Genomic DNA, 25,523 nt, shown 5'->3' with positions numbered 1-25,523 from the left:
AAGGTCTAAATTACAATATTAGCTTTTTTGTTCTATGTTATTTTACAGTTGAAGTTGCTGCTTCGTTTTTGCAGTTTTCGCAAGTTGAATAGATTTTCACAACTTTTTTATACTCCGCGTACTCAATAGTTTCTTCGCATTCTTTACAGATTAAAATTTGCATTAGAAACACCTCCTAAACCCACTATAACACGTTCGAATCACGATTTCTCCAGGGACTTTACCCACCCTGTGGACGTGAATTGTCCCAGTTGAAAAAACGTTGAAATAGCAAGGTTTTCAAGCGGAAATGGACTTAAAAAAATTTTTTCTCGGTTTGAAAAAAACGAAAATTAGTACCTTGTGATTATGTTTCTGGTATCAATTTCGTCCATGAGAAACTAATAACAATTTTTATTTTATTGATTATCTAAAAAAAGACATTTTAATTGAAATGACCTCCCGACTAACGTCAAGAGGTCATCTTCATTCAAGCGATTTTAGTGAATAGGCAAACCCCAGGATTCTTGCAATTTTTCAAGACCAGATTGATTTGTTACCTTAAGATTGATTTGTTTGTTGGTGACTTTTTTCTCCATCAAACTATAAGAATCCCCATCTCTCAAGCCTGGCCAATAAACACTTCCTGCACCAATCGCATTAATTTTTTTGCTCATTGCACGAACATAGTTAATATCATTTTTACTCTTTTTTACCGAATAATCCAAGCCGCTTTTCAATGGTGCTCCCCACTCGGTAATGATGGCACGATCGGAGTATTTTCCAATTTCGGTTGTTAAAATATTGGACCATCCAGTTTCTGTGAGGGAATTAATATGTACATACCCTGCATAAAACGCATAGCAGTGAACGGCAAGCATTGTTCCGTCAAGTCGTTTGTCATCACCTAAAGGATTTATATAAAGAGCGGCCAAACCAATTCCATCAAGAATTACATTTTTCTTCGGAACATCGAAACTTGTTAGCCAATCATTATAAAGATTACGTAAATCTTTTGTATTATAGCCATAAGGCTCATTAACGGGTTCAAAATAGCAGTTGGGGTTGTTTCCATATTTTTTGATAACAGTTCTCCACATACTAAAATATTTTTCGAGATCTTCAGGTTTTCCATTTTTCGGAGGCCAATAGCAAAAAATCACTTTGCCTCTCTCTAATGCAGCATCAATAGCCCCTGTATAAGTTCTCCAATATTTTGCGACTGTCGCTTCATTAATGGGTAGCCTGACTGTGTTAGCACCTGTTTCGTCGAACATCTGCCCGATGATTTGTCGGCCAACTTCTTTGGCAGAATCGTATGTATCATTTTTGGTCAGTCCACTTACATAAATGACGCCATCAACAAAATTGTCGCGCTCATCCGCCCAATTCACACCCCTTATTCCAGCTGACAGCGGTGAAGTAGTTTTTTTAACGTTAATTTTAATAAGATTTAAAAATGCAAAAGAAGAGGCAAAAAGTAAAATAATGGATCCTAAAATGGATACTACTATAAAAGTTACTCTTTTTACTATTTTCATAATTTCCCCCTCAACTAATTAATCTTTTGTAAAATTTATGGCAGGAGAGTTGAATAAAGAATGTTATAATTTAAAATGTAATTGTTAAAAAGTTCCAATTTAAAATTAGGGGGTAAGAATGAAAAAAATCTTAGTTATAATAGCGATTTTAATAACGGGGTTCGTAGGGATAAAAGGTTATTTTCTTTTTCAAAGTGGCTTTGATATTAAAATAAAAAATCAAACAAATAAAAATGTAACAGGAATATATTTGACCTATGATCATTTTAAAACTGATATAAAGATACCTACAATTGCTTCACATAAGGACTATAAACTAAATATAAAACCCTCTAAGGATGTTGGAGAGAGTACAATGGAGCTTCAGTATAAAGACAATAAAGGTAAATTACATACAGAATCAGTTATTGGGTATTTTGAAGGTGATTATTCAGGAAATATATTAATTACGATCAAATCTGTTTATGAAGATGGAAAACTTAAAATTAAAATTAAGGAAGATATTTCATTATATTAAATTATTTTTCTTATTAAAATCTCCTTGTTTGTTAAACAAGTTTCATAGAATATTGCAGTAAATGGCAGTTAAGTTGCATAAGAATATGTTTGAATGATTATCTAAGCATAAACATTTTTATTTAAAGTTAGATTTATATGTTTTTTTCGGAGGAATATTAATGCAAATATTATCTAAAGTTTCGATTCCAAATTATCTTACAAAGAGGTTTTTTGTTCTTTATAGCATTCCTTTTTTATTAAGCGTTCTCTTGATATTTCTAACAGATCCTTTAAAGGTTGTTGATTTGTTCTATCAAACTTTATTTTTATCAATTTTCTACGTAGGCATACCTATAGGACTTGTATTTTTACCTTATTATGGATATTTTTATTTACTTCAGAAATATTTTAAAGTGACTTATGTAGTATCAGTAACTGCCTTAATTACAACAATAATCGCACTAATTATAGTGTTTATAGTCGTTCAGAATACATATAAATCATATGAAACTCGAAGCTACTTAACAAAAGAAACGACAAGTCAATTGTCAAAAAAGTCTATTGAATTATTTGAAAATGAAACAGGTGTTAAAGGAAAAGTAAAAAAAGTTAAAATGGTTAGTAGATATAACGATGCTGATAATGGGGACTTTACACTTATTCGAAAAAGATATTATGACATTGAAGTTGTTACGAAAAATCCATCAGATTTACAAAAAATTCCAAGGCGCTATAAATTTATTAGTGTTGATGGGAAATGGATTTTAAAAAAGAAAAATGAAGAATGGTTCTTAAATTAGGATCATGTATTTATGTTTTTCCAATTTAACTAACGCATTTAAAGAAGGTAAGCGAACTGAACTTGTTTTAGGTGACTCAAGAGAATTTTCAATTCCCAACAGAAAAAGGAAATTATGTATTAGTAGTGGAATTTGTAATTCGCCTGGCAGTGATCATTATGTAGGGAATGTTATTATTATGTAAGTTGATTATTTAAATTAGAGGTACTTCAGAAAAATTTTGATATTAATTAAACGTAGCAACGCTCAGAATTTACTCTGAGCGTTTATTCATTTATTGAACTAGGTTTATGATTAAAATCAATCAAATAGTTTAATAATCTTTCAGTTCAATCTCGTTGGCAGCTTTAGCGATCATTCTCGTAATCATTTTAAACATTCCATTCATTAAGATGGGAAAACGTAACATTGCATTGCGTAATAAAATTTTGAAGTTTGATTTTTCAATCATTCCTCCAGCAGTTAATAGTCCTATTTTTTGGTTTTTTTCAACAAACTTTCTCATCTCTTTTTCATAGGAAATAAAGGCTTTTTTGTAATCACCATTAGCACCTTTCAGCTCTCCCGCAAGTACATATGCTCCGACAAGGGCTAGGCTAGTACCTTGACCTGAAAGGGGAGATGGACAATAAGCCGCATCACCTACTAATGTAATTCGACCATTTGACCAGGTTGGCATGTGAATCTGACAAATTTCATCAAAATAAAAATCTGTAGCTTCATTCAATTTTTTGAGCAAGTTCGGTGTTTCCCAACCTTTAAGTTCTTCAAAAGCATTTTTAATAAGATTCTTTTGTTCTTCCGTATTATAACGGTCATACTTAAGTGGCTCGGATTGGAACACTAACATACCCTTTGCTTCCTTGTTATCATTTGCGCTATACATTCCAACAGTTTTACCTGGAACCGTATAAAGCATTTGAGAATGGTTGAGGTTAAGATAATTCTCAAATTCAAAAATCGAGATATAACATCCGAGAGTACGTTTAAACTGTTCTTCGTCACCAAATTTCAACGTACGAACGTTGGAATGGATTCCATCGGCCCCTATAATTAAATCAAATGTATCTGGTTTCGTATTAATAAATTGAACTTCTAGCCCTGTCATAGACTCATTTATAGAGGTAATTGAATCGCCCCAAATATATGTAACTTTATCCTTGGTCAAATCGAACAAAATCTTACTAATATTCTCACGCATAATTTCGATATCCATTCCTTGCTGATTACCCATACTTGCTTCACTTATTTGACCTTTAATCTTACCTTTATCGTTCACGAAGTAAACACCAGTCATATGAGTATCTAATGAACGAACTTGATCAAGAATACCCATTCGATCAAGAACAGAAATTGCAGCACCACGGATATCGACAGCAAACCCCCCTGGGCGTAACGCGGGAGCTCTTTCTACTACAGTCACGTCGAAACCAAAGCGATCAAGCCAGTAAGCAAGTGCTGGCCCTGCAATGCTCCCTCCGGAAATAAGAACACGCATCGTTTGCTTCATAATTTTTTAATCACTCCTAATCAAAAAAAATTAAACAACATAACAACAATATATTCACTGTTTTTTTACTTATGTACTTTCGTGAAATTACAACAATGATTCAGGGGTGCATGGCTGAATGTTGATTTTTTTAGTAAAATTATTTATTTGAATTAAATGGCAGGATAGCTTAAACGAGGAAAGCAACATTGTATTGTCGAAATAAGGAATTCAAGAGCGACTAATTTATAAAGCGAATAAATTGAAGTAAATTGCAATTTCCATTGTAATAAAAGGCAAATAACCCAAGTTACATAATGTGACTAGATATGTATAATTATTTTAATAGTAATAACCGTTTTCATAGTAAACTAGTTATTTTTTTGGAGGAGTCAATATTGGAATTTAAATATGCAGGATTTTGGATAAGATTATGCGCATCTATAATTGATTATTGTATCATTTTTTTATTAGGTTTCATTCTAAGTCCGTTGCTTCTTAGTTTCTTTACTAACACAAATATTACATACAACCTACTCATTGATCTCATCGGTATTATTTACTTAATGCTTTTGCCAGCTACAAAATTGCAAGGGACAATCGGAAAGGTCACTGTTGGCATTAAAGTAATCAATAAAGATGGAAGTAAGTTATCTGTATTTGAGGCAATTAGCCGTTGGTTGGCTCAAGTTGTTTCCAGTTTCATTTCATTCATTGGTTATATAATGATAGCTTTTTCAAATAGGAAAACAGCATTACATGATAAATTAGCCAATACTTATGTCGTGTATAAATAATATATTAAATTGATAAACTTATGACATCTAATTGGAGCTTTTTAAAGCTCCAATTTTCTTTTAGTGAGTTTTTTAAGAAGGAAAGTGAATTCATTTATAGAACTTTCAAGTATAATGATCTGAGTAACACAACTGATTTGCCTAATATAAAAAATAAGAAGGTGATTCTTTATGACAAATAAAGTAAAGATAAAAGATATTATTGAAGAAATGGAAATGCAAATTGATGGTTATCGTTCATTTATTAAAATAAGAACTGGTGAAGTTTTTTCGGTTGCTGAAGATGATCTTATTGATGCTGAAGATGAAAAAACTATGGATGATTTACAAGATTGGCAGATAGAAAATTTAGAAATCGCAAATGAAATTGTGGAAAATTTTTAGGACTATAAAAGAATTACCTTCAAAATATGAAATTGATGAATATAAAATGGTTAAAGACTTTTGTTTAACAATTAAAGATGTGAAAATTCAAAACATATTAATGATAACAATCGAAGGAAAAGGCGCATTTAGAAGATTTAAAGATGCAGTTATAGAATTTAATATTGAAATGGATTGGTATAGTTTTCGTGACAGACGCTATAAAGACTTAGCGATCGAATGGTGTCAAAATAATGATATTGAGTACATAGATTAGAAAGATAAAAATGAAGGGTTGAGCGATTTGTGGTTGACTTACAGGTAGCTTAAGCCAAATCAAAAAATAAAATGAATCCCTTCAGATTTCGCTGAAGGGATTTTTAACGTTTTCCTATGTAATTAGTTTGAACTAAATGCCAGTTTAGTTTAACACTTCCCCAAGATTGTCTAATTAGATCGTTAGTTAATTCAACAGAGCCAATCTTCTAAAAATAATTAAAGTAATTTCAACCCATAACCAGCAATAAAGGAAAGAAAATAATAAAATAATTACAACTGAATAGATGGAAAAAGAATCAGAAAATCCCGGTCCTAAGACTGGAAAGTGGAAAAGAAATAATAGACTCATAATACCTAACATTAAAAGAGTCGCTCCAGTCGCAATGATCGATAATCTATTTTTAAAAAAGTGAAAACCCAAGCCTAAGCCAAGTCCCATTAATCCTGTTGTAAAAGGAAATACAATCAGTTCAGTTGGCTGTAAGATGAATAACAACATGATTGTTAGAAAATAGGACTTTACTCCATCCGTAATGGAAAACATGGAACATAAAAGAATAGGTGCAGTGGCAAGTGGACTTAAAAATAATCCTATACCTGGTAATAGACCACCTGAAGCTTGAAAGAGTGCAGCAATACAAGCAAAAATAGAAGCTAAAATAAATTTCTTGGTTTTATTTTGTTTAGTAAATTTTAGTTGAAACAATCGGATCTCCTCAGTGATCGGTTTGAAAAAAAACACATTTTCACCTCATTTAAACTACGATATACATCATATATATGAGAATAATCCAATAGCAATACGCCAAACATGATATGGTTGGATGATGAATTATTGATAACAAACACAAATAAATGTATGATAAATACGTTGAGAATTGCATGAAAATTTCAAAATTGAAGGGGGAAAGCTATGAATATTAAAATTGACAAAGAATATGTGATACAAACTGCTAAACAATTACTAGAGTTTAATAGCCCAAGTGGTTTTTGCTTTGAAATTATGGAGTTAATTCAGTCTTGGACAAATAGTTTAGGGTATGATTTTGAAACGACTAATAAAGGTTGTGGCGTAATCACTATTCCTGGTAAAAGCAATGAGCAAGTCATCGGATTATCAGCACATGTTGATACTTTAGGGGCAATGGTTCGATCAATTACAAGTAAAGGTACTTTAAAATTTACAATTATTGGTGGACCAATCGTACCAACTCTTGATAGTGAATATTGTCAAATTAGAACGCGTGAAGGAAAAATATATACAGGTACATTTTTATCGACAAGTCCATCAATTCACGTATTCGAAGATAGTAAAACAAAAAAACGTGATCCAGAAAACATGGAAGTTCGTATTGATGAATGTGTTAAGTCAAAAGAGGATGTATTAAATCTTGGAATTAGCCCTGGGGATTTTATTTTCTTCGATCCAAAAACGACAATTACTGAAAGCGGATTTATAAAATCTAGATTTATTGATGATAAAGCAAGTGTGGCATGTTTAATTGGCTTACTTGAATTATTTAAAAGGGAAAAAATTGTACCTACATATACAACAAAATTATTTATTTCAACGTATGAAGAAGTTGGACATGGTTCTTCTTATATCCCATCAGATATTACTGAATTAATTTCAGTTGATATGGGTTGTATTGGAGATGATTTAAGCTGTACTGAATACGATGTTTCGATTTGTGCAAAAGACTCTGGTGGACCATATGATTACAATATGACGACTGATTTAGTCAACTTAGCAAAAGAAAATGAACTTAGCTATGCAGTAGATATTTATCCAATGTACGGTTCTGATACAGTTGCTGCTTTACGCGGAGGACAAGATATTCGCGGCGCGTTAATTGGACCAGGTGTTCATGCTTCTCATGGTATGGAAAGAACGCATTATAGTGCGATGGAAAACACGATGAAATTATTGTATTTATATTTAACAAAGTAATAATGTGAAAAAGCTGTTGTAAATCAACAGCTTTTTTACATTAATAATTTAATTTTTGAACCCCGTTTAATTGACTATCAAATCGGTCCTCACCATTTGTTTTTACATTTTTCTTTAATGTAAATGTATAAAAATAGGCAGAGACTGACTCACGCTTTTTTTCTTGGAGTTTGTCTAATAATAGTTTCTTTGTACCAGCACCAACGACACCATCACTAGTTAATCCATTATCTTGTTGAAATGCTCTTACTGCCTGATCTGTGCCTTTAGCAAAGTAACCATCGACCCCGTTTGTAGAGTAACCTAATTTTGTTAATGTATCTTGCAGCCATTCAACCTCTGAACCAACACTTCCAAGTTGTAAACTAGTAGGAATATCGGTAGGTTTTGTTACAACAACACTACCAGAATCATCATCAAACAAATGATTTGCAACTGCTATGTCTTCAAATGACATGTTTGATGAAGTGATTAAAACAGTCGTATTTTTCTGTACACGATCAAATAACCATTCTACTTCTTCATCATACATCCGTACACAGCCGTGACTAGCATAAGTTCCAATAGAACTTGGATTATTATTTCCGTGGATTGCATAGGTTGTACCCCATGTCCCTCTAGCATTTAAACCCAACCACCTATTACCAAGCGGATTCCTCGGATCACCACCAGGAATATTCTCCTTATAATAAGGGCGATTAACAATTTTAACGACGATTTTAAACTTGCCTTCAGGAGTTAGATCCTGACTCTTACCAGTTGCAACTTTAAAAACTTTTACCAATTTACCATTCTCATAAAAAGCTAATCTATTAATCGATTTGTTAATAATGATAAATTGCGAAACAGGTTTTGTTTCTTCGGCGTAAGTCTGAACAAAAGAAGTGCTCAAAAATAAAAGTAGTACTATGAAAAAAATAAAACAGCGCTTTAACAACTTTCTCCCCCCAACAATATATAGAAAATACATAGCTTTATATATTATGAAAGGATTGCTTGTCCTATCTAATAAAAATAGTAAAAAAATAGTTTTATTTTAATAAGTCAAAGTCTGATATTGGGTTAAAGGTAAAATACCTGTTAAGTATTATTAATAAAGAAAAATGTAAATGTTTGCATTAATGAACAATCTTGTTAAAATAGAAAATGTAAGCGTTTAAATAGGGTTTGTGAAATATTGATTTTTACAACTAGGACACTTTTACTACCAAAAAATGCACACGATTGCACAGTTTTAGTAAAAGGGTTTGAGATTTAAAATTTCACGTAGCATATTAAACTATTTAGAAAAAATAACAATTAATTTTTTTAGTTTTTAAGATTTATACATAATCTAGGAGGCAATTTAAATGGAGAAAAAATGGTGGCATAATAGTGTAGTTTATCAAATATATCCTAGAAGTTTTATGGATAGTAACGCTGATGGAATCGGTGATTTAAAAGGAATAATTGAAAAGCTTGATTATTTAAAGCTTTTAGGAATAGATGTAATATGGTTGAGTCCTGTATATAAATCTCCTAATGATGATAATGGTTACGATATTAGTGACTATTGTGACATTATGGAAGAGTTCGGAACGATGAATGATATGGATGAACTAATATCAGAAGCGAATCATCGAGGGATTAAAATCGTAATGGATTTAGTTGTGAATCATACATCTGATGAGCATCCGTGGTTCATTGAATCTAGAAAGAGCAAAGATAACCCATATAGAGACTATTATGTTTGGAGAGATCCTGTGAATGGAAGAGAACCAAATGACCTTCCTTCTGTATTCAGTGGCAGTGCATGGGAATATGATGAACAATCTGGACAATACTTCTTGCATTTATTTAGTAAAAGGCAGCCAGATTTAAATTGGGAGAATCCAAAAGTACACGAAGAAGTATATAATATGATGAACTTTTGGCTTGATAAAGGAATTGGTGGGTTCCGAATGGATGTAATAGATTTAATTGGGAAGATTCCTGATCAAGAGATTACAGCAAATGGTCCAAAGTTACATGAATATTTGCAAGAGATGAATAAAAAGACTTTTGGAAATCATGATGTTCTAACTGTTGGTGAAACTTGGGGAGCTACGCCAGAAATTGCAAAGCTTTATTCGGATCCAGCTAGAAATGAATTAAGTATGATTTTTCAATTTGAGCATATTGGTCTTGATCAAGAAGAAGGGAAGGAAAAATGGGATTTAAAGCCACTAAATTTGTTAGAGCTAAAAGAAGTTTTTAATAAGTGGCAAACTCAGCTTGATGGAAAAGCTTGGAATAGCTTGTTCTGGAATAATCATGATTTACCACGAATTGTTTCTAGATGGGGTAATGATAAAGAATATCGTATTGAAAGTGCGAAAATGCTTGCTACAATCCTTCATTTAATGCAAGGTACACCTTATATTTATCAAGGTGAAGAAATTGGAATGACAAATATTCGATTTGAAAGCATAGATGAATATGACGATATTGAAACGAAAAATATGTATAATGACCGTATTTCAAAAGGATACAAGCATGAAGACATAATGGAATCGATTTATACAAAAGGTAGAGACAATGCACGTACTCCAATGCAATGGAATGAAGAAAAGCATGGAGGTTTTACAAAAGGAAACCCTTGGTTAACAGTAAATCCGAATTTTACTAAAATAAATGTTGAAGAATCGATAAACGATCCAGATTCAATTTTTCATCATTATCGCCAGTTAATTCATTTGCGAAAAGAAAATCCTGCAATTGTTTATGGTTCTTTTAAAATGCTTGCTGAAAAGGATGAAAAAGTATTTGCATATGAAAGACAGTATAATGGCGAAAAATTCCTAGTTGTAGCTAACTTTACAAATGAGGAATCAAAATTTAGTCATAGTAATAGCTATGATGAAGTAAGTATAATTTTAAGTAATTATAAAGATTCAAGCTTAACGGGTGTGAATAATAGCTTAAGACCGTATGAAGCAATTGTTTATAAAATTAAATAATTAAATTTATTAAAAATAGTTTGACATTTTAAAGTCCACTCGTATATGATAAGAATATCAAATAAGAAGGAGGTAGGTTAACATGATGATTGTAAGAAAATTAAACTGTGAAGCATCACAAAATTTCATAATGATTATGAACCCTATCTCTACGCAGGACGGACCACGATGAAATTTAGATTTCAATTGACGATCTAGCCATGGGTTTATATTACCCATGGCTTTTTTGTGCCAAAAATAAACGATTCATTTCTGTTTGTTTTTGGGCGAAACGTTTCTTTATGGCCATGGGGTATGGAAAATATTCCCATGGTCTTTTTGTTGTCAAAAAAAGTGGAGGGTTGCGTAGAGTTAGGTTAATTGATACAAGGGAGGTATAATTTTGTCTCGAATTTTAAAATATGTCTTTAGGCATAAGCTTTCATTTATTATTGGTTCAATTTCAATGGTTTTAGTAATAGGTGTGGATCATTTAATTCCTTATTTACAAATGATTCTTATCGATGATGGTATTACGAAAGGAAAAGCATCTGTTGTCCTACCAGTTATTGGAGGTATTATAGGTGTCACAATCATTAAATCAATTTTTGGTTATGTAAAAGAATATTTATATGACTTAGTAAGTTCGAAGGTACATGAAGATATAAAAAATGATATGTTCAAGCATATTCAAAGTTTTGAATTTAAGTATTTTGACTCGATGAATACGGGTGAATTACTCTCAAGGATTAATGAAGATGTCGAAAATATCTGGCAAACAATTGCGTTTGGACTAAGATTGTTTGTTGAAAATATTATTTATTTTACTGTCAGTACAGTTATCTTATTTTTAATTAATTGGCAGCTGGCACTAATCTGTTTAGCAATTATGATCCCAATTGGATATATGGGGACGCGTTTAAATCGCTTACTTAATAAAGGTTACGGTAAAATAAGTGACCATACAGCTGAAATCAATACAACAGCTCAACAAAATATTGCGGGTGTAAGATTGGTTAAAGCATTTGCTAGAGAAAAGCATGAGACTTTGAAATTTTTGAAAATGAATCGTGGCTATTATGATTTAAATATGGCTCAAGCTAAAACAATGCGTAAATATTTTCCTAATATTGAATTTCTAACAAATATTGCGCTTGTAGCAATGATTATCCTCGGTGGATATTTCGTTTTACAAAATAGTATGACGCTAGGTGAACTAGTTGCATTTAGTGGATATATTTGGAACTTAATTTGGCCGATGAGAATGTTAGGCTGGTTAACAGATGTACTTTCTAAAAACCAAGCTTCTGCGAAGAAGATTTTTGAAATTTTAGATCGTAAAACTGCAATTGAAAACAAAGAAGGTGCATATACACCGAATTTAGTTGACGGTTCAGTAGAATATAAAAATGTAAGTTTCAAATACAATGATGAAATTGTCTTAAAAGATATTAATCTATATATTCCAAGCGGTAGTAAAGTAGCGATTATGGGAACGACAGGTGCTGGGAAATCTTCAATTCTTCATCTGATTGGACGCTCATACGATGTGGCTGAAGGAGAAGTTCTAGTAGATGGCGTTAATGTGAAAGATTTTAATCTTACATCTTTACGTCAAAATATGTCTCTCGTTTCTCAAGATACATTCCTTTTCTCAGATACGATTGAAAACAATATTAAACTAGGAAACCCAGAAGCTACAATGGATGAAATCCGTGAGGCTTGCCGTATTGCTTGTTGTTTAGACTTTATTGAAGATCTAGAAGAAGGTTTCAACACGGAAATTGGTGAACGAGGAATTGGATTATCTGGCGGCCAAAAACAACGTATATCAATTGCCCGCGCATTACTAAGAAACGCTCCAATCCTAATTTTAGATGATGCAACTTCTGCATTAGATATGGAAACGGAGTATGAATTATTACACAATTTAAATAAACGTTTCTCACATAGTACAACATTTATCATTGCTCACCGTATTTCAGCAGTGAAAAATGCCGATGTAATTTTATTTGTTGAAAATGGAGAAATAGTTGAAAAAGGAAATCATAAACAATTACTTGATAAAAAGGGAAGATACTTTGAAGTGTACGAAGAACAATTCAAAGATTTTGAAACAGTAGAAAGCGGGGTGGTCTAATGGCACAAAATACGATTAATCGTGATGAAGACCAACTAAATCGGAGTAAAACCGAGCTTATTCTTAGGCTCGGGACGTATTTAAAACCATATAAATTAAAAACATTTTCCGTTATTTGTTTAATGTTATTTGTAATGATTATTGGGATATTAAACCCATATTTACTAAAGGTAGCGATTGATACAAATATTAAAAATCACGATGTAAAAGGCCTCATAATGATTGGAGCTGTACTATTAGCACTAAATTTCTTAGCAATGATTGCCTCAAAAATACGTTGGACGATGATTAGCTCCGTTACAAATAATATTTTAGTAAATATTCGTCATGAGCTTTACACCCATATTCAAAAACTTTCCTTTACGTTTTTTGATAATCGACCAGTTGGGAAAATTTTGGCTCGTGTAATGGGGGATATTAGTGCTCTCCAAAATTTATTCAACCAAAGTATTCAAACATTAATTCCGGAATTACTAAGCTTAGTTTGCGTTACAGTCGTGATGTTTATCTTAAATGTAAAACTTGCAATCGCATCAGTATCAATTCTTCCATTTTTGGCAGTTGCCATGTTTTATATTGAAACACGTGCACGTAAAAGATGGGATGATTACAGAAAAAAACGTTCAAATTTAATTGCGTTTATACATGAAGATTTTTCAGGAATAAAAGTAGTTCAGTCCTTTGCGAAAGAAAAAGATAAAGAAAAAGACTTCAAAGAAAAAGTTTCTGAATTAATGGGCTCATTCATGAGAGCAGTAAAAATGAATGACTTCTTCTGGCCATTAGTTGAGCTTTCTTGGGGTGTTGGTACTGTAATTGTATTTTATGTTGGATATAAGCTTGTAACTAGTCAAGATATTGAAGTCGGAACATTAATCGCATTTTCAATGTATATTGGCATGTTCTGGCGTCCAATTATGAACTTATCTAACTTTTATAATACATTAATATCAAACTTCTCGGCAGCTGATCGTATTTTTGACATTATGGATATTGATCCAGAAATTATTAGTGAAGAAAATGCACCTCCAATTGGACGAATTAATGGTGAAGTTCAATTTAGAAATGTGACTTTTGGTTATGATGAAAAATCTACAGTCCTAAAAAATGTAAATTTCACAATAAATCCTGGTGAAAAAATTGCATTGGTAGGTGCAACCGGAGCAGGGAAAACGACGATTGTTTCACTTTTAAGTCGATTCTATGATCCTTTAAAAGGTAAAATCTTAGTAGATGGTAACGATATTAAAAAAGTAGATTTAGAATCTTTTAGAAGTCAAATGGGAATTATGCTACAAGATACATTCCTATTCTCAACATCGATTATGGAAAATATTCGATACGGTAAATTAAACGCTACAGATGAAGAAGTAATTGCTGCAGCTAAAGCAGTTCATGCACATGACTTTATTATTAAAATGGAGAATGGGTATGATACGGATGTAAACGAGAGGGGTTCAAGACTTTCATTAGGTCAAAGACAATTAATCTCTTTTGCCCGTGCTCTACTAGCTGATCCTAGAATTTTGATATTAGATGAAGCTACTTCGAATATCGATACACATACAGAGAAGCTTGTCCAAAATGGAATTGAAAAGCTATTAGAAGGTCGTACTTCATTTGTCATTGCCCACCGATTATCTACAATTCGTGACTGCGACAAAATTATGGTAATCGGAAACGGAAATGTCGAGGAAAGCGGTACACATGAGGAGTTATTAGCATTAAAAGGACATTATTATAAATTATACATGGCGCAGTATAGCTTTATTAATGATGGAGCATAATTGATTTGTTTTAACTAGATTGGGGCTGTCTCAAAAGTCAGGTTAACTGACGTATGAGCGGCTCTTTTTTATTTGAAAATCTACTGCTGCTATGTGTGAGGGTATTTCAACGGCGTTTTTCATTTGTAGTTGATCTAATCGAGCTTTTTTAGCTATTTTTGTATGTTCTTATCAAGTTTTTATATAGACAGAGGGCATATTTGCAAGTTTTCTATTTGAAATAATCTGCTTTTGTCTGAAATATAGGACGGAATACCTTAACTGGTTGGGGTACTTTTAAATTTTAATTGCTGTTATTAGGATTTTAATTGTAGTTATGAAAAATTTAATTGCGATTTTCAAATTTTAATTGCAGTTTCACTAATTTTAATTGCAGTCCACTGTTTAATTACGATTCTTAAATTTAAATTGTAGTTTCGCTAATTTTAATTGCAGTCCACTATTTAATTGCGATTCTAACAACCTTATTTGCAGGTAGGACAGCCATTTTTATGCCAAAAATCTAAAATTAGAACTTTGAAAATGAATTATTACGAATTTTTAATATAAGAATTAATTCTATGAATCTTGAAAAATCAACTTAACATAAGTAGATGAAATATCTTTATTTTCTGTTTTTTTCTAATGTTAAAATAGTAGTGATTAAAATATTTTTGCGAAAATGGAGGTCAAGTATGAAACTTAATTATGAAATTAATTTGGATGATTATATTGAATTTAATTTACATCACTTAAAACACTCTAAAACTGTTCAAAAGTCTTTAATTAACCAACGAATCGCTGTAAGTTTAATCTATTTAGTAATACCATTTTTAATTTCCTTTCTTTTCAACCAACCGCTTTTTGGTTATTTACTTGCCTTTTCGTTAGCAGCTATTCTTTGGTTCATTTATTTTCCAAAGTATTTCTACCGTTCGTCAAAAAACAAAATGATTAAGCATTTAACTGAAAAAAACGATCAATCATTATTCGGCGAACATTCTCTAAAGGTAGATGAGCATGGGATTAAAGAAATTACACAATCAAGTGTTCATGAAATAAAGTGGGATGATATAGTTGAAATAAAGGGAACGAAGAATTACTTTTATATTTACTTTACAAGTATGCAAGCCATTGTAGTGCCACTAGAAGCAATAAAAGATGACATGGAAAGATTATTACAATTTTATAGGAAATATAATATTCAAGTTTTATATTGCTAGTTGAATAGTGTATTCTAATCTCTAAAAGTTCAAGTTATTTTGACTTGGACTTTTTTTATTGTTACTTTTCATTCTTAATCAAGAAAGAAGAATTATGATAAAATGTAAAAAAGGAGGGTACTCACTTGGAGAATTGTATAAAGGTTTCAGTTCGAACGCTAGTTGAGTATGCTCATACAGCGGGAAGTATCAATATAACATATAAAAGTTCGGTTTCATTAATTGAAGGAACAAAGGCACATCAAAAAATCCAAAGAGAATATGGTGAAGAGGATGTAAAAGAACGACCTATATCCGGCACTATAACATTGGATCAATTGGTGTTTCAGATAGAAGGCCGTTGTGATGGATTATTATTTAAGGATGATCAATATATAATAGAAGAAATTAAATCAACAATGAAGGATTTGAATGAAATAAATGAAAATTCATATCCTGTTCATTGGGCACAAGCAAAAGTTTATGGATATTTTATTTGTGAAGAATTACAGCTTGAAAAGATTACACTTAGACTTACATATATTAATATTTTAACTGAGCAGAAAATAAGCTTCGATCTTTTGTTTACAAAGGATGAATTAACAAATTACTTATACAAAATGCTAGAAATTTATTATCCTTTTGCAAAATGGAAATACGATCATATTGAGTTAAGGAATGAGTCAATAAAAGAATTAAATTTTCCTTTTCCTTCCTTCAGAAAAGGTCAAAGAAAGTTAGCTGGAGCGGTATATCAAACGATTCAGGAAGGTAATAATTTATTTGCTGTTGCACCAACCGGAATAGGGAAAACGGTTTCAACTATTTTTCCCACTGTTAAAAGTATTGGTGAAAATAGTATAAATCGAATGTTTTACTTAACTTCTAAGACGATTACTAGGACTGTTGCTGAAGAAGCGTTTAAGCGCATGACAGATCAAGGGCTTTGTATAAAGTGTACGACGATTACAGCAAAAGATAAAATCTGTTTTAAAGAAGAGACGATGTGTCAAAAGGATTATTGTGAATATGCCAATGGTTATTATGACAGGATAAATGATGCTGTTCTTGATATTCTTTCATCGGAAAAAGCGCTAACTAGGGAGAAAATAGAAGAATATGCACAAAAACATACAGTCTGTCCTTTTGAATACTCATTAGATTTATTAAATTCTTCAGATGCTATTATTTGTGATGTAAATTATATTTTCGATCCACGAGTATCGTTAAAAAGATTATTTGATGAGCATAAACGAAGTTCGGTTTTATTAATTGATGAAGCTCATAATCTTGTTGATCGGGCAAGAGAAATGTATTCTGCAAGTCTGTTCAAATCTAAATTTTTAGAGTTGAAAAATAGATATAAAAATTTAAAAGATGAACTTTATGCCATAATCAATGAAATAAATAAGCGATTGATTGAATTAAGAAAGAAATGGAAGGACGTTGTAACCCCAGTTTCAAAAGAAATTGATGAGGATTTATTGGAACTTCTACATACATTTAATGAAATCGTCGAAATAAAATTACAGGAAATGGACGAGGACGAAAATAAACAACTTTTACTTGATACTTATTTTGAGTCGCTCAACTTCGTCAAAATTGCAGAGTTTTTTGATGAAAATTACGTATGCTACTATGAACTTTATAGAAGTGAAGTTCATTTAAAGTTGTTTTGCCTAGATCCTTCTAAAGTAGTAAATGACGTCATAAAAAGATTTCGCTCAACAATTTATTTTTCAGCTACTTTAACACCAATTCAATATTTTCAAGATATGCTTGGTGATCAAAGCCGCGATTATACAATTTCAATCGATTCTCCTTTTCATAGAGAACAACTGGAAGTAACAATTGACCCACTTTCAACACGATATCAAGATCGTGAAAGAAATTTAGAAAGATTAATTGATTCGGTGTATAAAGAAATTACGAAAAGAAAAGGTAATTATTTAGTTTTTTATCCGTCTTATCAATATTTAATTCAAAGTGTTGATTTATTTAAAGAGAAATACCCTAACATAAAAACAATCGTTCAAGAAAATGGTATGTCTGAAATTGAACGAGAAGAGTTCCTTTTACAGTTTGATAGTCTTAATGAGGAAACGTTAGTTGGCTTTGCTGTATTAGGTGGGATATTCTCTGAAGGGATCGATTTAAAAGGTGATCGATTAAATGGTGTCGTAGTAGTTGGTGTAGGGTTACCACAGATTTGTTTAGAAAGAAATATTTTAAAGGAGCATTTTCATTCGGTTGGAAAAAATGGGTATTATTATGCATATGTCTTTCCGGGTATGAATAAAGTAATGCAAGCGGGTGGAAGAGTTATTCGTTCTGAATCAGATGAAGGGACTTTATTACTAATTGATGATCGATATAGAAGCACACTTTATCAAAGTTTATTACCTGATGAATGGAAATAAAAAGCCAAAAATTAAATAACGAAAAAAAGTGATTGATAATTATCAGAGTTTTTAATATACTTATCAATATAATTAAATAATCTTATCAAGAGCGGTGGAGGGACTGGCCCGACGAAACCCGGCAACTCTAGTGAAAACTAGAAAGTGCTAAATCCTGCAGGTGAAAAACCTGGAAGATAAGAGCGATATGTATATTTTGCGGACATAACCACTTCTTATTTTTTAAGAAGTGGTTTTTTATTTGACTAAAATGGGGGATTTATAATGACTAACACAAAAGAGGCTTTAAACACGAATAAAAAATCGATTGAAACAGTAGCTGTACATGGAAGCAAAGGCTATGATCCATTAACTGGTGCGATTAGTTATCCAATTTATCAATCTGCTACATTTAAACATGCAGGACTTCATCAATCGACTGGATATGATTATGCAAGATTACAAAATCCCACTCGAGAAGAAGTCGAAAATACTGTAGCAAAATTAGAAAGTGCAAATTTTGGAGTTGCATTTTCAACTGGAAATGCTGCCGTTACTGCAGTATTAAGCTTATTTAAAAAAGGTGACCACTTAATTGTTTCAGATGATTTATACGGTGGAACATATCGTTTATTCGAAGAAATTTATTCACCATATGGACTTGAGCATAATTTTGTTGATACGACTGAAATTGAAAATATTCTTGATGCACTTAAACCGAATACAAAAGGAATCTTTATTGAAACACCATCAAATCCAATGATGAAAGTAACGGATTTAAAAAGAGTAGTAGAGATTGCAAAAGAACGAGATATTATCGTGATTGTTGATAATACATTTTTAACACCTTATTTTTTTAGACCAATTGAATTAGGGGCAGATGTTGTTGTTCATAGTGGAACAAAGTATTTAGGTGGCCATAATGATACACTTGCTGGTTTTGTCGTGACTAATTCAGAATATACGAATGAACGAATTCGTTATTATCAAAAATCAACAGGTGCAACATTAGCTCCATTTGACTCTTGGTTAATCTTAAGAGGAATTAAAACATTACATTTACGTATGGAATACAGTCAAAAAAATGCGATTGTACTTGCGAAATTTTTAGAAAATCATCCAAATGTTACTGAAGTGTATTATGTAGGATTACCAACGCATAAAGGATATTCAATTATTAAAGAACAAGCAACTGGATTTGGTGCAATGATTTCATTTAAAGTGAAAGATTTAAGTTTAGTTGAACAGGTTTTAGGAAGCGTAAAAGTCATCACATTCGCAGAAAGCTTAGGTGGAGTTGAATCCTTAATTACGTATCCACATACGCAAACTCATTCAGAAATGCCAGAAGAATTTAAAAGAAAGCTTGGTCTAGATGACCATACACTTCGATTATCTGTTGGTATTGAACATATTGATGATTTATTAAATGACTTAGAAAATGCATTGGGGTGATGAGCATGCAATTTGGAACGAAATTAATTCATAACGGAAATGAAATAGATCAGGCAACAGGCGCATTAAGTATTCCAATTTATCAAACTTCAACATTTCATCAATTTGATATAGAGAATTTTGGTAAGTACGACTATGCAAGAAGTGGAAACCCAACAAGGGAAGCGTTGGAAAATACAATTGCAAAATTAGAAAATGGCGTTCGCGGTTTTGCTTTTTCATCAGGGATGGCTGCAATCTCATCTGTATTGTCTTTGTTCTCAGCTGGAGATCATATTGTCATTTGTGAAGATGTTTATGGAGGAACATTTAGAATAGCGACAAAAGTATTAAATCGTTTCGGAATCGATTTTACTTTCGTGGATGCATCTAATCTACAAGAGATTAAGGCCGGAATAAAGCCAAATACAAAAGGTCTTTATTTAGAAACACCGTCTAACCCTCTTTTGAAAATTACTGATTTAAGTAGTGCAATCAAAATAGCAAAAGAAAATGACATACTTGTCATTGTAGATAATAGTTTTTTATCACCATATTTACAAAGACCATTAGACTTAGGAGCTGATATAGTCGTTCATAGCGCAACAAAATTTATTGCAGGCCATAGCGATGTAATCGGAGGATTAGCGGTCGTAAATTCAGAAGAACTTGCAAATGATTTATACACAATCCAAAATTCATTCGGAGCAATTTTAGGTCCGCAAGACTGTTGGCTAACATTAAGAGGATTAAAGACGTTAAAAGTTCGTATGGATGCTTATGAACAAACTGCATCAAAATTAGCAAATTGGCTTTTAGAACAAGAAGAAGTTGAGGACGTATATTACCCAGGACTAAAAGATCATCCCGGTCACAATGTTCATTTTGAGCAAGCTACTGGAGGAGGAGCAGTCCTTTCATTTACACTAAAAACGATTGATCAAACGACAAGTTTCCTACAATCAGTCGAAAACGTTGCAGTTGCAGTTTCATTAGGTGGAGTTGAGACAATTGTTTCATATCCTGTAAAAATGTCTCATGCTGCAATACCACTCGATGTTCGTGAAAGATTAGGCGTAAAAGATACATTAATAAGAGTGTCCGTTGGTTTAGAAGATATTGAAGACTTGATTGCAAGCTTCCAAAAAGCATTAAATGCAGGAGTAAGAGAAAAACAAGAAATGCAAGAATAGGGAAAACGATTAATTACAATAGAGAATCAATCCTAGTAAAATTAATACCTATATTAAAAATCCCACATAATTTCTGTGGGATTTATTTATTTTTGTATTTTTTAATTTTGCATTTTTGAAGATGTTTACATTAGGTGTAAATTTTTAAGTAGTATAAATGATTTTATATTTACATGACTATGAAAGGAATATTTCCCCATCACCAATTTCCTCTTGAATTACCTCAGCTGCACCAATAAGTGCCAATGCGTTACCAACTATTTGAACTGAATCAGAAAGAACAATTTTTCTTTGTAACTCAAGTAAATCTATTTTATCTGAAGTGAACAATTGCTTAGAAACGAAAAAAGCTACGGATAATTGACCGGCTGTACCAATCCACATTCCCGATATGATATCTCTTTTTCCTTGGAAGATTGGATCTTTGTCGATTGAATATAATTTTGATAATGTAATCGTTTCGTATAATTGTGCAACTGCTTTAACCCATGATGCAGCAACAATTTTTCTTTCAAGACTTGATTGTAATTCCTCATCTTCTAAATTAGTTTTCTGATAATGATCTTTACCATCCTTTTCCTTTATATTTTCTTCTAGCATCTTTTCCATCTCCAATATAAATATCTGTTATTTATATAACTATTCAACTTGATGTGATTGTGATTCTATCTAATAGGATATTTTCGTTATTCAATGATTAACTTTTAGTTAAATTAGATGAAATAAACAAATTTTTTTATTTATAAATAATCTGATGTTAATTAATATTCAAATTTGAATTGTCTAAAATTTGTTAAAAAAAGCTAATTGACAGATGGTAGTTTCTAATGAAAAGGTTTCACTTTGTTTATAAACGAATATTTTTTTGAAAAAATACAAAAAATGTTCGTGTTTTTACTTGAAACGTATTCTGATTGATGGTATTCTATTTTAGGTTGATCAAATGAAATAATTTAAACCTTATTTGGAGGTATATATAGATGTATGATGTTATCGTTGTTGGAGCAGGACCTGCTGGAATCTTTACTTGTTATGAATTAACTTTAAAAATGCCTAATGCTAAAGTAGTACTTATTGATAAAGGACATGATATATTTGCAAGACATTGCCCAATTTTACAAAAGAAAATTGAAAAATGTCCGCCTGCTGCAGGTAAAAAAGAATTTTCAGGGTGCTTACCAGCTTGCTCAATTACAAATGGTTTTGGTGGTGCTGGAGCATATTCAGATGGAAAATTTAATATTACAAGCGAATTTGGTGGTTGGATGACAGATTACTTATCAGATTCACAAGTAGTAGAATTAATTAAATACGTAGATAAAATTAATTTAGCACATGGCGCGACTGAATCGATTACGGATCCTTTAACAGAAGAAGTTAGAGATATTGAACGTCGTGGTTACGCAGCAGGACTTAAATTATTACGTGCACAGGTTCGTCATTTAGGAACGGAACAAAATTTAGAAATACTAAAAAGCATTTATGAGTATTTAAAAACGAAAATCGAGATGAAGTATAAAACTGAAGTAGAGGACTTAATAACTGAAAAGGTTGAAGGTACTCATATCATAAAGGGAATTAAATTAAAAAAAGGTGAAGAATTACTTGCTGAGAAAGTTGTAATTGTACCTGGACGTGATGGATCAAAATGGTTAACTGATGTTATGAAAAAACGTCGTTTAAAAATGTCAACGAATCAAGTTGATATTGGTGTTCGTGTTGAGACTTCAAACGTAGTAATGGAAGAGATTAACAAGCACTTATACGAAGGAAAATTCGTATTTAATACTAGTGTGGGTACAAAAGTCAGAACATTCTGTAGTAATCCGTCTGGACACGTAGTAGTTGAAAACCATTCAGGTATTATGACTGCTAATGGACATGCTTATAAAGACCCTAAATTAGGAAGTCCAAATACAAACTTTGCCTTATTAGTATCGCATCAATTCGCAGAACCATTCGACAAGCCAAATGAATATGCGCACGAGGTTTCACGCCTTGCAAACATGCTTTCACACGGTGGAGTAATCGTACAAAAATACGGAGATATATTAAGAGGTCGCCGTTCAACTGAAAAGCGTATTAAAGAAGGCTTTTTAGAACCAACTTTAAAAGAAGCAGTACCAGGAGATTTAGGATTAGTTTTACCATACAATACAATGAAAAGTTTGATTGAAATGGTAGAAGCATTAAATCATGTAACTCCAGGTATTGCTGCAGAACATACACTTTTCTACGGCGTAGAAGCAAAATTCTATTCAGCTCGACCAAAGCTAAATGAACATTTTGAAAGTGAAATCTCTGGATTATATCTAGGTGGAGACGGAGCAGGAGTTACTCGTGGTTTAGCTCAAGCAAGCGCATGTGGCGTATGGATTGCTCGTGATATCGTTACAAAAATCGGAAATAAAGAAAAAGAATTAGTTACTGTTTAATACTTAATTAACAAACCTCTAGTGCATTGGAAAGCAATAGAGGTTTGTTTTGTTAGACTAGACCTTTGATAATTATTTTGGCATTTGGCTTGATAAAGAATTAACGAGACTATTTTGAAGAGGTATTATTTAAATGAAAACTAAAAGGGGGTTTGTGATATTTTGAAATTAAAACCTAAATAATTGAAGATGCGGGTTCTATCGTTAAAAAAGATGTTCCTTCTAATACTGTAGTGGCAGGTAATCCTGCGAAATATTAAAAGTATATAATATGAAATTTATAGCGGATTAGATGAAATTATAAATATAATACAAATCTAAATGAGGTGAAAACAATGGAAACTTGTGCAGATGTTTTAATTGTTATTGACTTGCAAAATGGTGTATGTTATAGCGGTGAGCATTTATTTGAATTAAAAAATTTAATTAGTAAAGTAAATAAAAGAATTTCACTCTATAGGGAATTAAATAAACCAATTATTTTTGTTCAACATTGTGATGAAGAATTAGTACCTGGAGAAGAACTTTGGGCTATTCATGCTAATCTAGATGTTCAAGAACAAGATTATTTGGTTAACAAAATACATGCAAATTCTTTTTTCAAAACAAACTTAAAAAATCTTTTAGATCAATTAGCAGTACATAAAATAGAATTTTGTGGCGCTCAAACTGAATATTGTATGGATGCTACAATTAAATTTGCGCATGGATTAGGTTACGAAAACTTCATGGTAAACGGAGCAACCTCTACATTAAATAATCCATTCATGTCTGCAAAAGAGACAATTGATTTTTATGAAAAAATGTGGAATCATAGATTTTTACATTTTATAGAAGATGTTCTCAGAATAGAAGTAAAATAAAAAGGTTTCTACGACAAAAAATTAACAACTCCAGATTAATGAGGCAGATGAGAAATACTCTCTAGGACTATTTAAAAATCTAGTGAATATAATTTAGTAGATTTGAATAGAAGTGGGGGGATATAAATGAAAAGAGTTGCATTTTTCATCTTCTGTTTCTTTTTGTTGTTTTTATCTAATGTCTCAACCTCGAATGCAACATCGCGCTATTTAGATCAAATAGATAAGAATAATCGTAAGGAAGTTAATTATTATGTTAAGAAATCAACGGTAATTGTTGAACAAAAAGAATTTAGTTTAACAAACAAAGAAAAAAACACAAACGAAAATGTAGTAGCTATTGCTGCAAAATACGATACTGTAAGAGATCGTTTCTTTAAAACAGCGAATTATGATACGTATTTACTGGATGAAAAAACAGGTGAAATACTAGATCCAGGTAAATTTGTTTCATCGAAAATATATGATGAATTCATAAATCAACATAAAAATGATGGAGAAAATGATTTTAGATGGAAAAATTCATTAATCGTTTTGGCATTAATATTTATTACAATCATTATCATTCCAATTTTTGCTTCAAAATTAAATGAGTAATACGAAGACTGTTTCGGCAGTCTTTTTATTATGCTAAATAGCAGATTAATTAAAGAAGTAATTAGATTGAAAAATAGTTCAACTAGTAGTACTTTTAATAGAAAACATGTTAGGAGATAAGATAATGATCCAGTCAATCGTTCATATTGCATTAGTCGTAAAAGAGTATGATGAAGCTATAGAGTTCTATACGAAGAAACTTCATTTTAATTTAATTGAAGATACATATCAGCCTGAACAAGATAAGAGATGGGTAGTTGTAAGTCCACCTGGTTCTTCTGGAACGACTATTTTACTTGCAAAGGCATCGAAACAAGAGCAAGAGCCATTCATTGGAAATCAAGCTGGTGGGAGAGTTTTTCTATTTTTAGGAACGGATGATTTCTGGAGAGATTACGACGAAATGAATTCAAAAGGAATTGAGTTTGTAAGAGAACCGAAAGTAGAAGATTATGGTAAGGTTGCGGTATTTAAGGATTTATACGGAAACTTATGGGACTTAATACAATTCAGTGATAATCATCCACTTGCAAAAAGAATAAAATAAAAAACTGGAGAATTTGTAGATTTGACAAAAAAGTTTGAATAAACAGATTATTTACCGTTACAAAAATTATCCCAGTTGATATAATTATTTTACATAAGAATATAGGATTTATGAAGGTTTCTAACTAAAGGTATTCAAATTAAAAGTAAAGTCAATATTTAGAAAATATAACGGTTTACAGGTTTACACTATCAGTTTGTTCTTTCTCTATAACAAGGATGGTTTTAAGCTTGTTTAGGGGGCTGAGACGGGAAAATTTATTATATACAATGTGAATTTATATTGAGTGAATG

23 protein-coding genes and 1 riboswitch are annotated in these 25,523 nt (G+C 31.7%); of the genes, 17 read left to right on the top strand and 6 right to left on the bottom strand.

Going from position 1 to position 25,523, the window contains the following annotated elements:
* Window positions 1–37 precede the first annotated feature (37 nt).
* Together COJ46_RS04655 and COJ46_RS04650 are read right to left on the bottom strand one after the other, a co-directional pair.
* On the bottom strand, window positions 38–163 hold the full coding sequence (locus tag COJ46_RS04655; protein WP_097978684.1) for a GapA-binding peptide SR1P: 126 nt from the start codon (window positions 161–163) through the stop codon (window positions 38–40).
* A gap of 316 nt (window positions 164–479) precedes the next feature.
* The gene (locus tag COJ46_RS04650) at window positions 480–1,520 is read right to left on the bottom strand and encodes a glycoside hydrolase family 5 protein (protein WP_097978685.1); all 1,041 of its coding nucleotides are present in this window, start codon (window positions 1,518–1,520) and stop codon (window positions 480–482) included.
* A 118-nt stretch (window positions 1,521–1,638) separates the two neighbouring features.
* Here COJ46_RS04650 and COJ46_RS04645 point away from each other — a divergent pair, with 118 nt between their 5' ends.
* Window positions 1,639–2,037: a hypothetical protein gene (locus COJ46_RS04645; RefSeq protein ID WP_097978686.1), complete on the top strand. Its 399-nt coding sequence runs from the start codon at window positions 1,639–1,641 to the stop codon at window positions 2,035–2,037.
* A 160-nt stretch (window positions 2,038–2,197) separates the two neighbouring features.
* Entirely contained in the window at window positions 2,198–2,818 is a 621-nt protein-coding gene (locus COJ46_RS04640; protein ID WP_097978687.1) for a hypothetical protein, read from the top strand.
* A 313-nt stretch (window positions 2,819–3,131) separates the two neighbouring features.
* On the opposite strand, the gene COJ46_RS04635 is transcribed toward COJ46_RS04640, so the two are convergent.
* Window positions 3,132–4,328: an FAD-dependent monooxygenase gene (locus COJ46_RS04635; protein ID WP_097978688.1), complete on the bottom strand. Its 1,197-nt coding sequence runs from the start codon at window positions 4,326–4,328 to the stop codon at window positions 3,132–3,134.
* A 377-nt stretch (window positions 4,329–4,705) separates the two neighbouring features.
* Here COJ46_RS04635 and COJ46_RS04630 point away from each other — a divergent pair, with 377 nt between their 5' ends.
* The 3 genes from COJ46_RS04630 (at window position 4,706) to COJ46_RS04620 (ending at window position 5,744) form a co-directional block, all read left to right on the top strand.
* Window positions 4,706–5,104 (top strand): RDD family protein, encoded by a 399-nt coding sequence (locus tag COJ46_RS04630; protein ID WP_176522661.1) that lies wholly within the window; start codon window positions 4,706–4,708, stop codon window positions 5,102–5,104.
* 171 nt (window positions 5,105–5,275) lie between these two features.
* Entirely contained in the window at window positions 5,276–5,488 is a 213-nt protein-coding gene (locus COJ46_RS04625) for a hypothetical protein (protein ID WP_097978690.1), read from the top strand.
* Window positions 5,466–5,744, top strand: a complete 279-nt coding sequence (locus COJ46_RS04620) for a UPF0158 family protein (RefSeq protein ID WP_097978691.1) — start codon at window positions 5,466–5,468, stop codon at window positions 5,742–5,744. Before COJ46_RS04625 ends, COJ46_RS04620 begins: the two co-directional genes overlap by 23 nt.
* Before the next feature lie 186 nt (window positions 5,745–5,930).
* On the opposite strand, the gene COJ46_RS04615 is transcribed toward COJ46_RS04620, so the two are convergent.
* A complete protein-coding gene (locus tag COJ46_RS04615; protein ID WP_335447166.1) occupies window positions 5,931–6,452 on the bottom strand; it encodes a hypothetical protein in 522 nt (173 codons plus the stop codon).
* Between the two features lie 207 nt (window positions 6,453–6,659).
* Here COJ46_RS04615 and COJ46_RS04610 point away from each other — a divergent pair, with 207 nt between their 5' ends.
* The gene (locus COJ46_RS04610) at window positions 6,660–7,697 is read left to right on the top strand and encodes a M42 family metallopeptidase (protein WP_097978693.1); all 1,038 of its coding nucleotides are present in this window, start codon (window positions 6,660–6,662) and stop codon (window positions 7,695–7,697) included.
* 40 nt (window positions 7,698–7,737) lie between these two features.
* Here COJ46_RS04610 and COJ46_RS04605 read toward each other — a convergent pair whose 3' ends face one another.
* A complete protein-coding gene (locus tag COJ46_RS04605) occupies window positions 7,738–8,634 on the bottom strand; it encodes a L,D-transpeptidase family protein (protein WP_335447168.1) in 897 nt (298 codons plus the stop codon).
* A gap of 412 nt (window positions 8,635–9,046) precedes the next feature.
* On the opposite strand from COJ46_RS04605, the gene COJ46_RS04600 reads away from it, so the two are divergent.
* The 7 genes from COJ46_RS04600 to COJ46_RS04570 all read left to right on the top strand — a co-directional run bounded on the left by COJ46_RS04600 (window position 9,047) and on the right by COJ46_RS04570 (window position 20,788).
* Complete coding sequence (locus tag COJ46_RS04600) at window positions 9,047–10,675, top strand: glycoside hydrolase family 13 protein (RefSeq protein WP_097978695.1); 1,629 nt, start codon at window positions 9,047–9,049, stop codon at window positions 10,673–10,675.
* Window positions 10,676–11,057: 382 nt separating this feature from the next.
* Window positions 11,058–12,794, top strand: a complete 1,737-nt coding sequence (locus COJ46_RS04595) for an ABC transporter ATP-binding protein (RefSeq protein ID WP_097978696.1) — start codon at window positions 11,058–11,060, stop codon at window positions 12,792–12,794.
* Window positions 12,794–14,581: an ABC transporter ATP-binding protein gene (locus tag COJ46_RS04590; protein ID WP_097978697.1), complete on the top strand. Its 1,788-nt coding sequence runs from the start codon at window positions 12,794–12,796 to the stop codon at window positions 14,579–14,581. Before COJ46_RS04595 ends, COJ46_RS04590 begins: the two co-directional genes overlap by 1 nt.
* Before the next feature lie 674 nt (window positions 14,582–15,255).
* Complete coding sequence (locus tag COJ46_RS04585; RefSeq protein WP_176522662.1) at window positions 15,256–15,783, top strand: YcxB family protein; 528 nt, start codon at window positions 15,256–15,258, stop codon at window positions 15,781–15,783.
* A gap of 125 nt (window positions 15,784–15,908) precedes the next feature.
* On the top strand, window positions 15,909–18,182 hold the full coding sequence (locus COJ46_RS04580) for a helicase C-terminal domain-containing protein (protein ID WP_097978699.1): 2,274 nt from the start codon (window positions 15,909–15,911) through the stop codon (window positions 18,180–18,182).
* Window positions 18,183–18,261: 79 nt separating this feature from the next.
* A riboswitch (SAM riboswitch) is annotated at window positions 18,262–18,365 on the top strand.
* Window positions 18,366–18,446: 81 nt separating this feature from the next.
* A complete protein-coding gene (locus COJ46_RS04575) occupies window positions 18,447–19,616 on the top strand; it encodes a trans-sulfuration enzyme family protein (RefSeq protein ID WP_097978700.1) in 1,170 nt (389 codons plus the stop codon).
* A 5-nt stretch (window positions 19,617–19,621) separates the two neighbouring features.
* Window positions 19,622–20,788 carry a trans-sulfuration enzyme family protein gene (locus tag COJ46_RS04570; protein WP_097978701.1) on the top strand — a complete coding sequence of 389 codons (1,167 nt, stop codon included), beginning with the start codon at window positions 19,622–19,624 and terminating at the stop codon, window positions 20,786–20,788.
* Between the two features lie 177 nt (window positions 20,789–20,965).
* Here the strand turns inward: COJ46_RS04570 and COJ46_RS04565 are convergent, their stop codons facing one another.
* The gene (locus tag COJ46_RS04565) at window positions 20,966–21,388 is read right to left on the bottom strand and encodes a hypothetical protein (protein WP_097978702.1); all 423 of its coding nucleotides are present in this window, start codon (window positions 21,386–21,388) and stop codon (window positions 20,966–20,968) included.
* Window positions 21,389–21,768: 380 nt separating this feature from the next.
* Between COJ46_RS04565 and COJ46_RS04560 the strand changes: the two genes are divergently transcribed.
* The 4 genes from COJ46_RS04560 (at window position 21,769) to COJ46_RS04545 (ending at window position 25,230) form a co-directional block, all read left to right on the top strand.
* Window positions 21,769–23,223, top strand: coding sequence for an NAD(P)/FAD-dependent oxidoreductase (locus COJ46_RS04560; RefSeq protein ID WP_097978703.1), 1,455 nt, complete (start codon window positions 21,769–21,771; stop codon window positions 23,221–23,223).
* A 335-nt stretch (window positions 23,224–23,558) separates the two neighbouring features.
* Window positions 23,559–24,086 (top strand): cysteine hydrolase family protein, encoded by a 528-nt coding sequence (locus COJ46_RS04555; protein WP_097978704.1) that lies wholly within the window; start codon window positions 23,559–23,561, stop codon window positions 24,084–24,086.
* Window positions 24,087–24,212: 126 nt separating this feature from the next.
* A complete protein-coding gene (locus COJ46_RS04550) occupies window positions 24,213–24,683 on the top strand; it encodes a hypothetical protein (protein WP_097978705.1) in 471 nt (156 codons plus the stop codon).
* Window positions 24,684–24,807: 124 nt separating this feature from the next.
* Entirely contained in the window at window positions 24,808–25,230 is a 423-nt protein-coding gene (locus COJ46_RS04545) for a VOC family protein (RefSeq protein WP_097978706.1), read from the top strand.
* Window positions 25,231–25,523: the final 293 nt, after the last annotated feature.

The sequence above is a fragment of the Bacillus sp. AFS077874 genome (assembly GCF_002566505.1).
Lineage (GTDB): Bacteria > Bacillota > Bacilli > Bacillales > Bacillaceae_G > Gottfriedia.
This window is presented reverse-complemented; position numbering and strand designations above follow the sequence as displayed.

Coding starts and splice junctions, on each gene's coding strand:
- COJ46_RS04655 (WP_097978684.1), bottom strand. CDS start 163: ATGCAAATTTTAATCTGTAAAGAATGCGAAGAAACTATTGAGTACGCG.
- COJ46_RS04650 (WP_097978685.1), bottom strand. CDS start 1,520: ATGAAAATAGTAAAAAGAGTAACTTTTATAGTAGTATCCATTTTAGGA.
- COJ46_RS04645 (WP_097978686.1), top strand. CDS start 1,639: ATGAAAAAAATCTTAGTTATAATAGCGATTTTAATAACGGGGTTCGTA.
- COJ46_RS04640 (WP_097978687.1), top strand. CDS start 2,198: ATGCAAATATTATCTAAAGTTTCGATTCCAAATTATCTTACAAAGAGG.
- COJ46_RS04635 (WP_097978688.1), bottom strand. CDS start 4,328: ATGAAGCAAACGATGCGTGTTCTTATTTCCGGAGGGAGCATTGCAGGG.
- COJ46_RS04625 (WP_097978690.1), top strand. CDS start 5,276: ATGACAAATAAAGTAAAGATAAAAGATATTATTGAAGAAATGGAAATG.
- COJ46_RS04620 (WP_097978691.1), top strand. CDS start 5,466: ATGAAATTGTGGAAAATTTTTAGGACTATAAAAGAATTACCTTCAAAA.
- COJ46_RS04610 (WP_097978693.1), top strand. CDS start 6,660: ATGAATATTAAAATTGACAAAGAATATGTGATACAAACTGCTAAACAA.
- COJ46_RS04600 (WP_097978695.1), top strand. CDS start 9,047: ATGGAGAAAAAATGGTGGCATAATAGTGTAGTTTATCAAATATATCCT.
- COJ46_RS04590 (WP_097978697.1), top strand. CDS start 12,794: ATGGCACAAAATACGATTAATCGTGATGAAGACCAACTAAATCGGAGT.
- COJ46_RS04585 (WP_176522662.1), top strand. CDS start 15,256: ATGAAACTTAATTATGAAATTAATTTGGATGATTATATTGAATTTAAT.
- COJ46_RS04575 (WP_097978700.1), top strand. CDS start 18,447: ATGACTAACACAAAAGAGGCTTTAAACACGAATAAAAAATCGATTGAA.
- COJ46_RS04570 (WP_097978701.1), top strand. CDS start 19,622: ATGCAATTTGGAACGAAATTAATTCATAACGGAAATGAAATAGATCAG.
- COJ46_RS04565 (WP_097978702.1), bottom strand. CDS start 21,388: ATGCTAGAAGAAAATATAAAGGAAAAGGATGGTAAAGATCATTATCAG.
- COJ46_RS04560 (WP_097978703.1), top strand. CDS start 21,769: ATGTATGATGTTATCGTTGTTGGAGCAGGACCTGCTGGAATCTTTACT.
- COJ46_RS04555 (WP_097978704.1), top strand. CDS start 23,559: ATGGAAACTTGTGCAGATGTTTTAATTGTTATTGACTTGCAAAATGGT.
- COJ46_RS04550 (WP_097978705.1), top strand. CDS start 24,213: ATGAAAAGAGTTGCATTTTTCATCTTCTGTTTCTTTTTGTTGTTTTTA.
- COJ46_RS04545 (WP_097978706.1), top strand. CDS start 24,808: ATGATCCAGTCAATCGTTCATATTGCATTAGTCGTAAAAGAGTATGAT.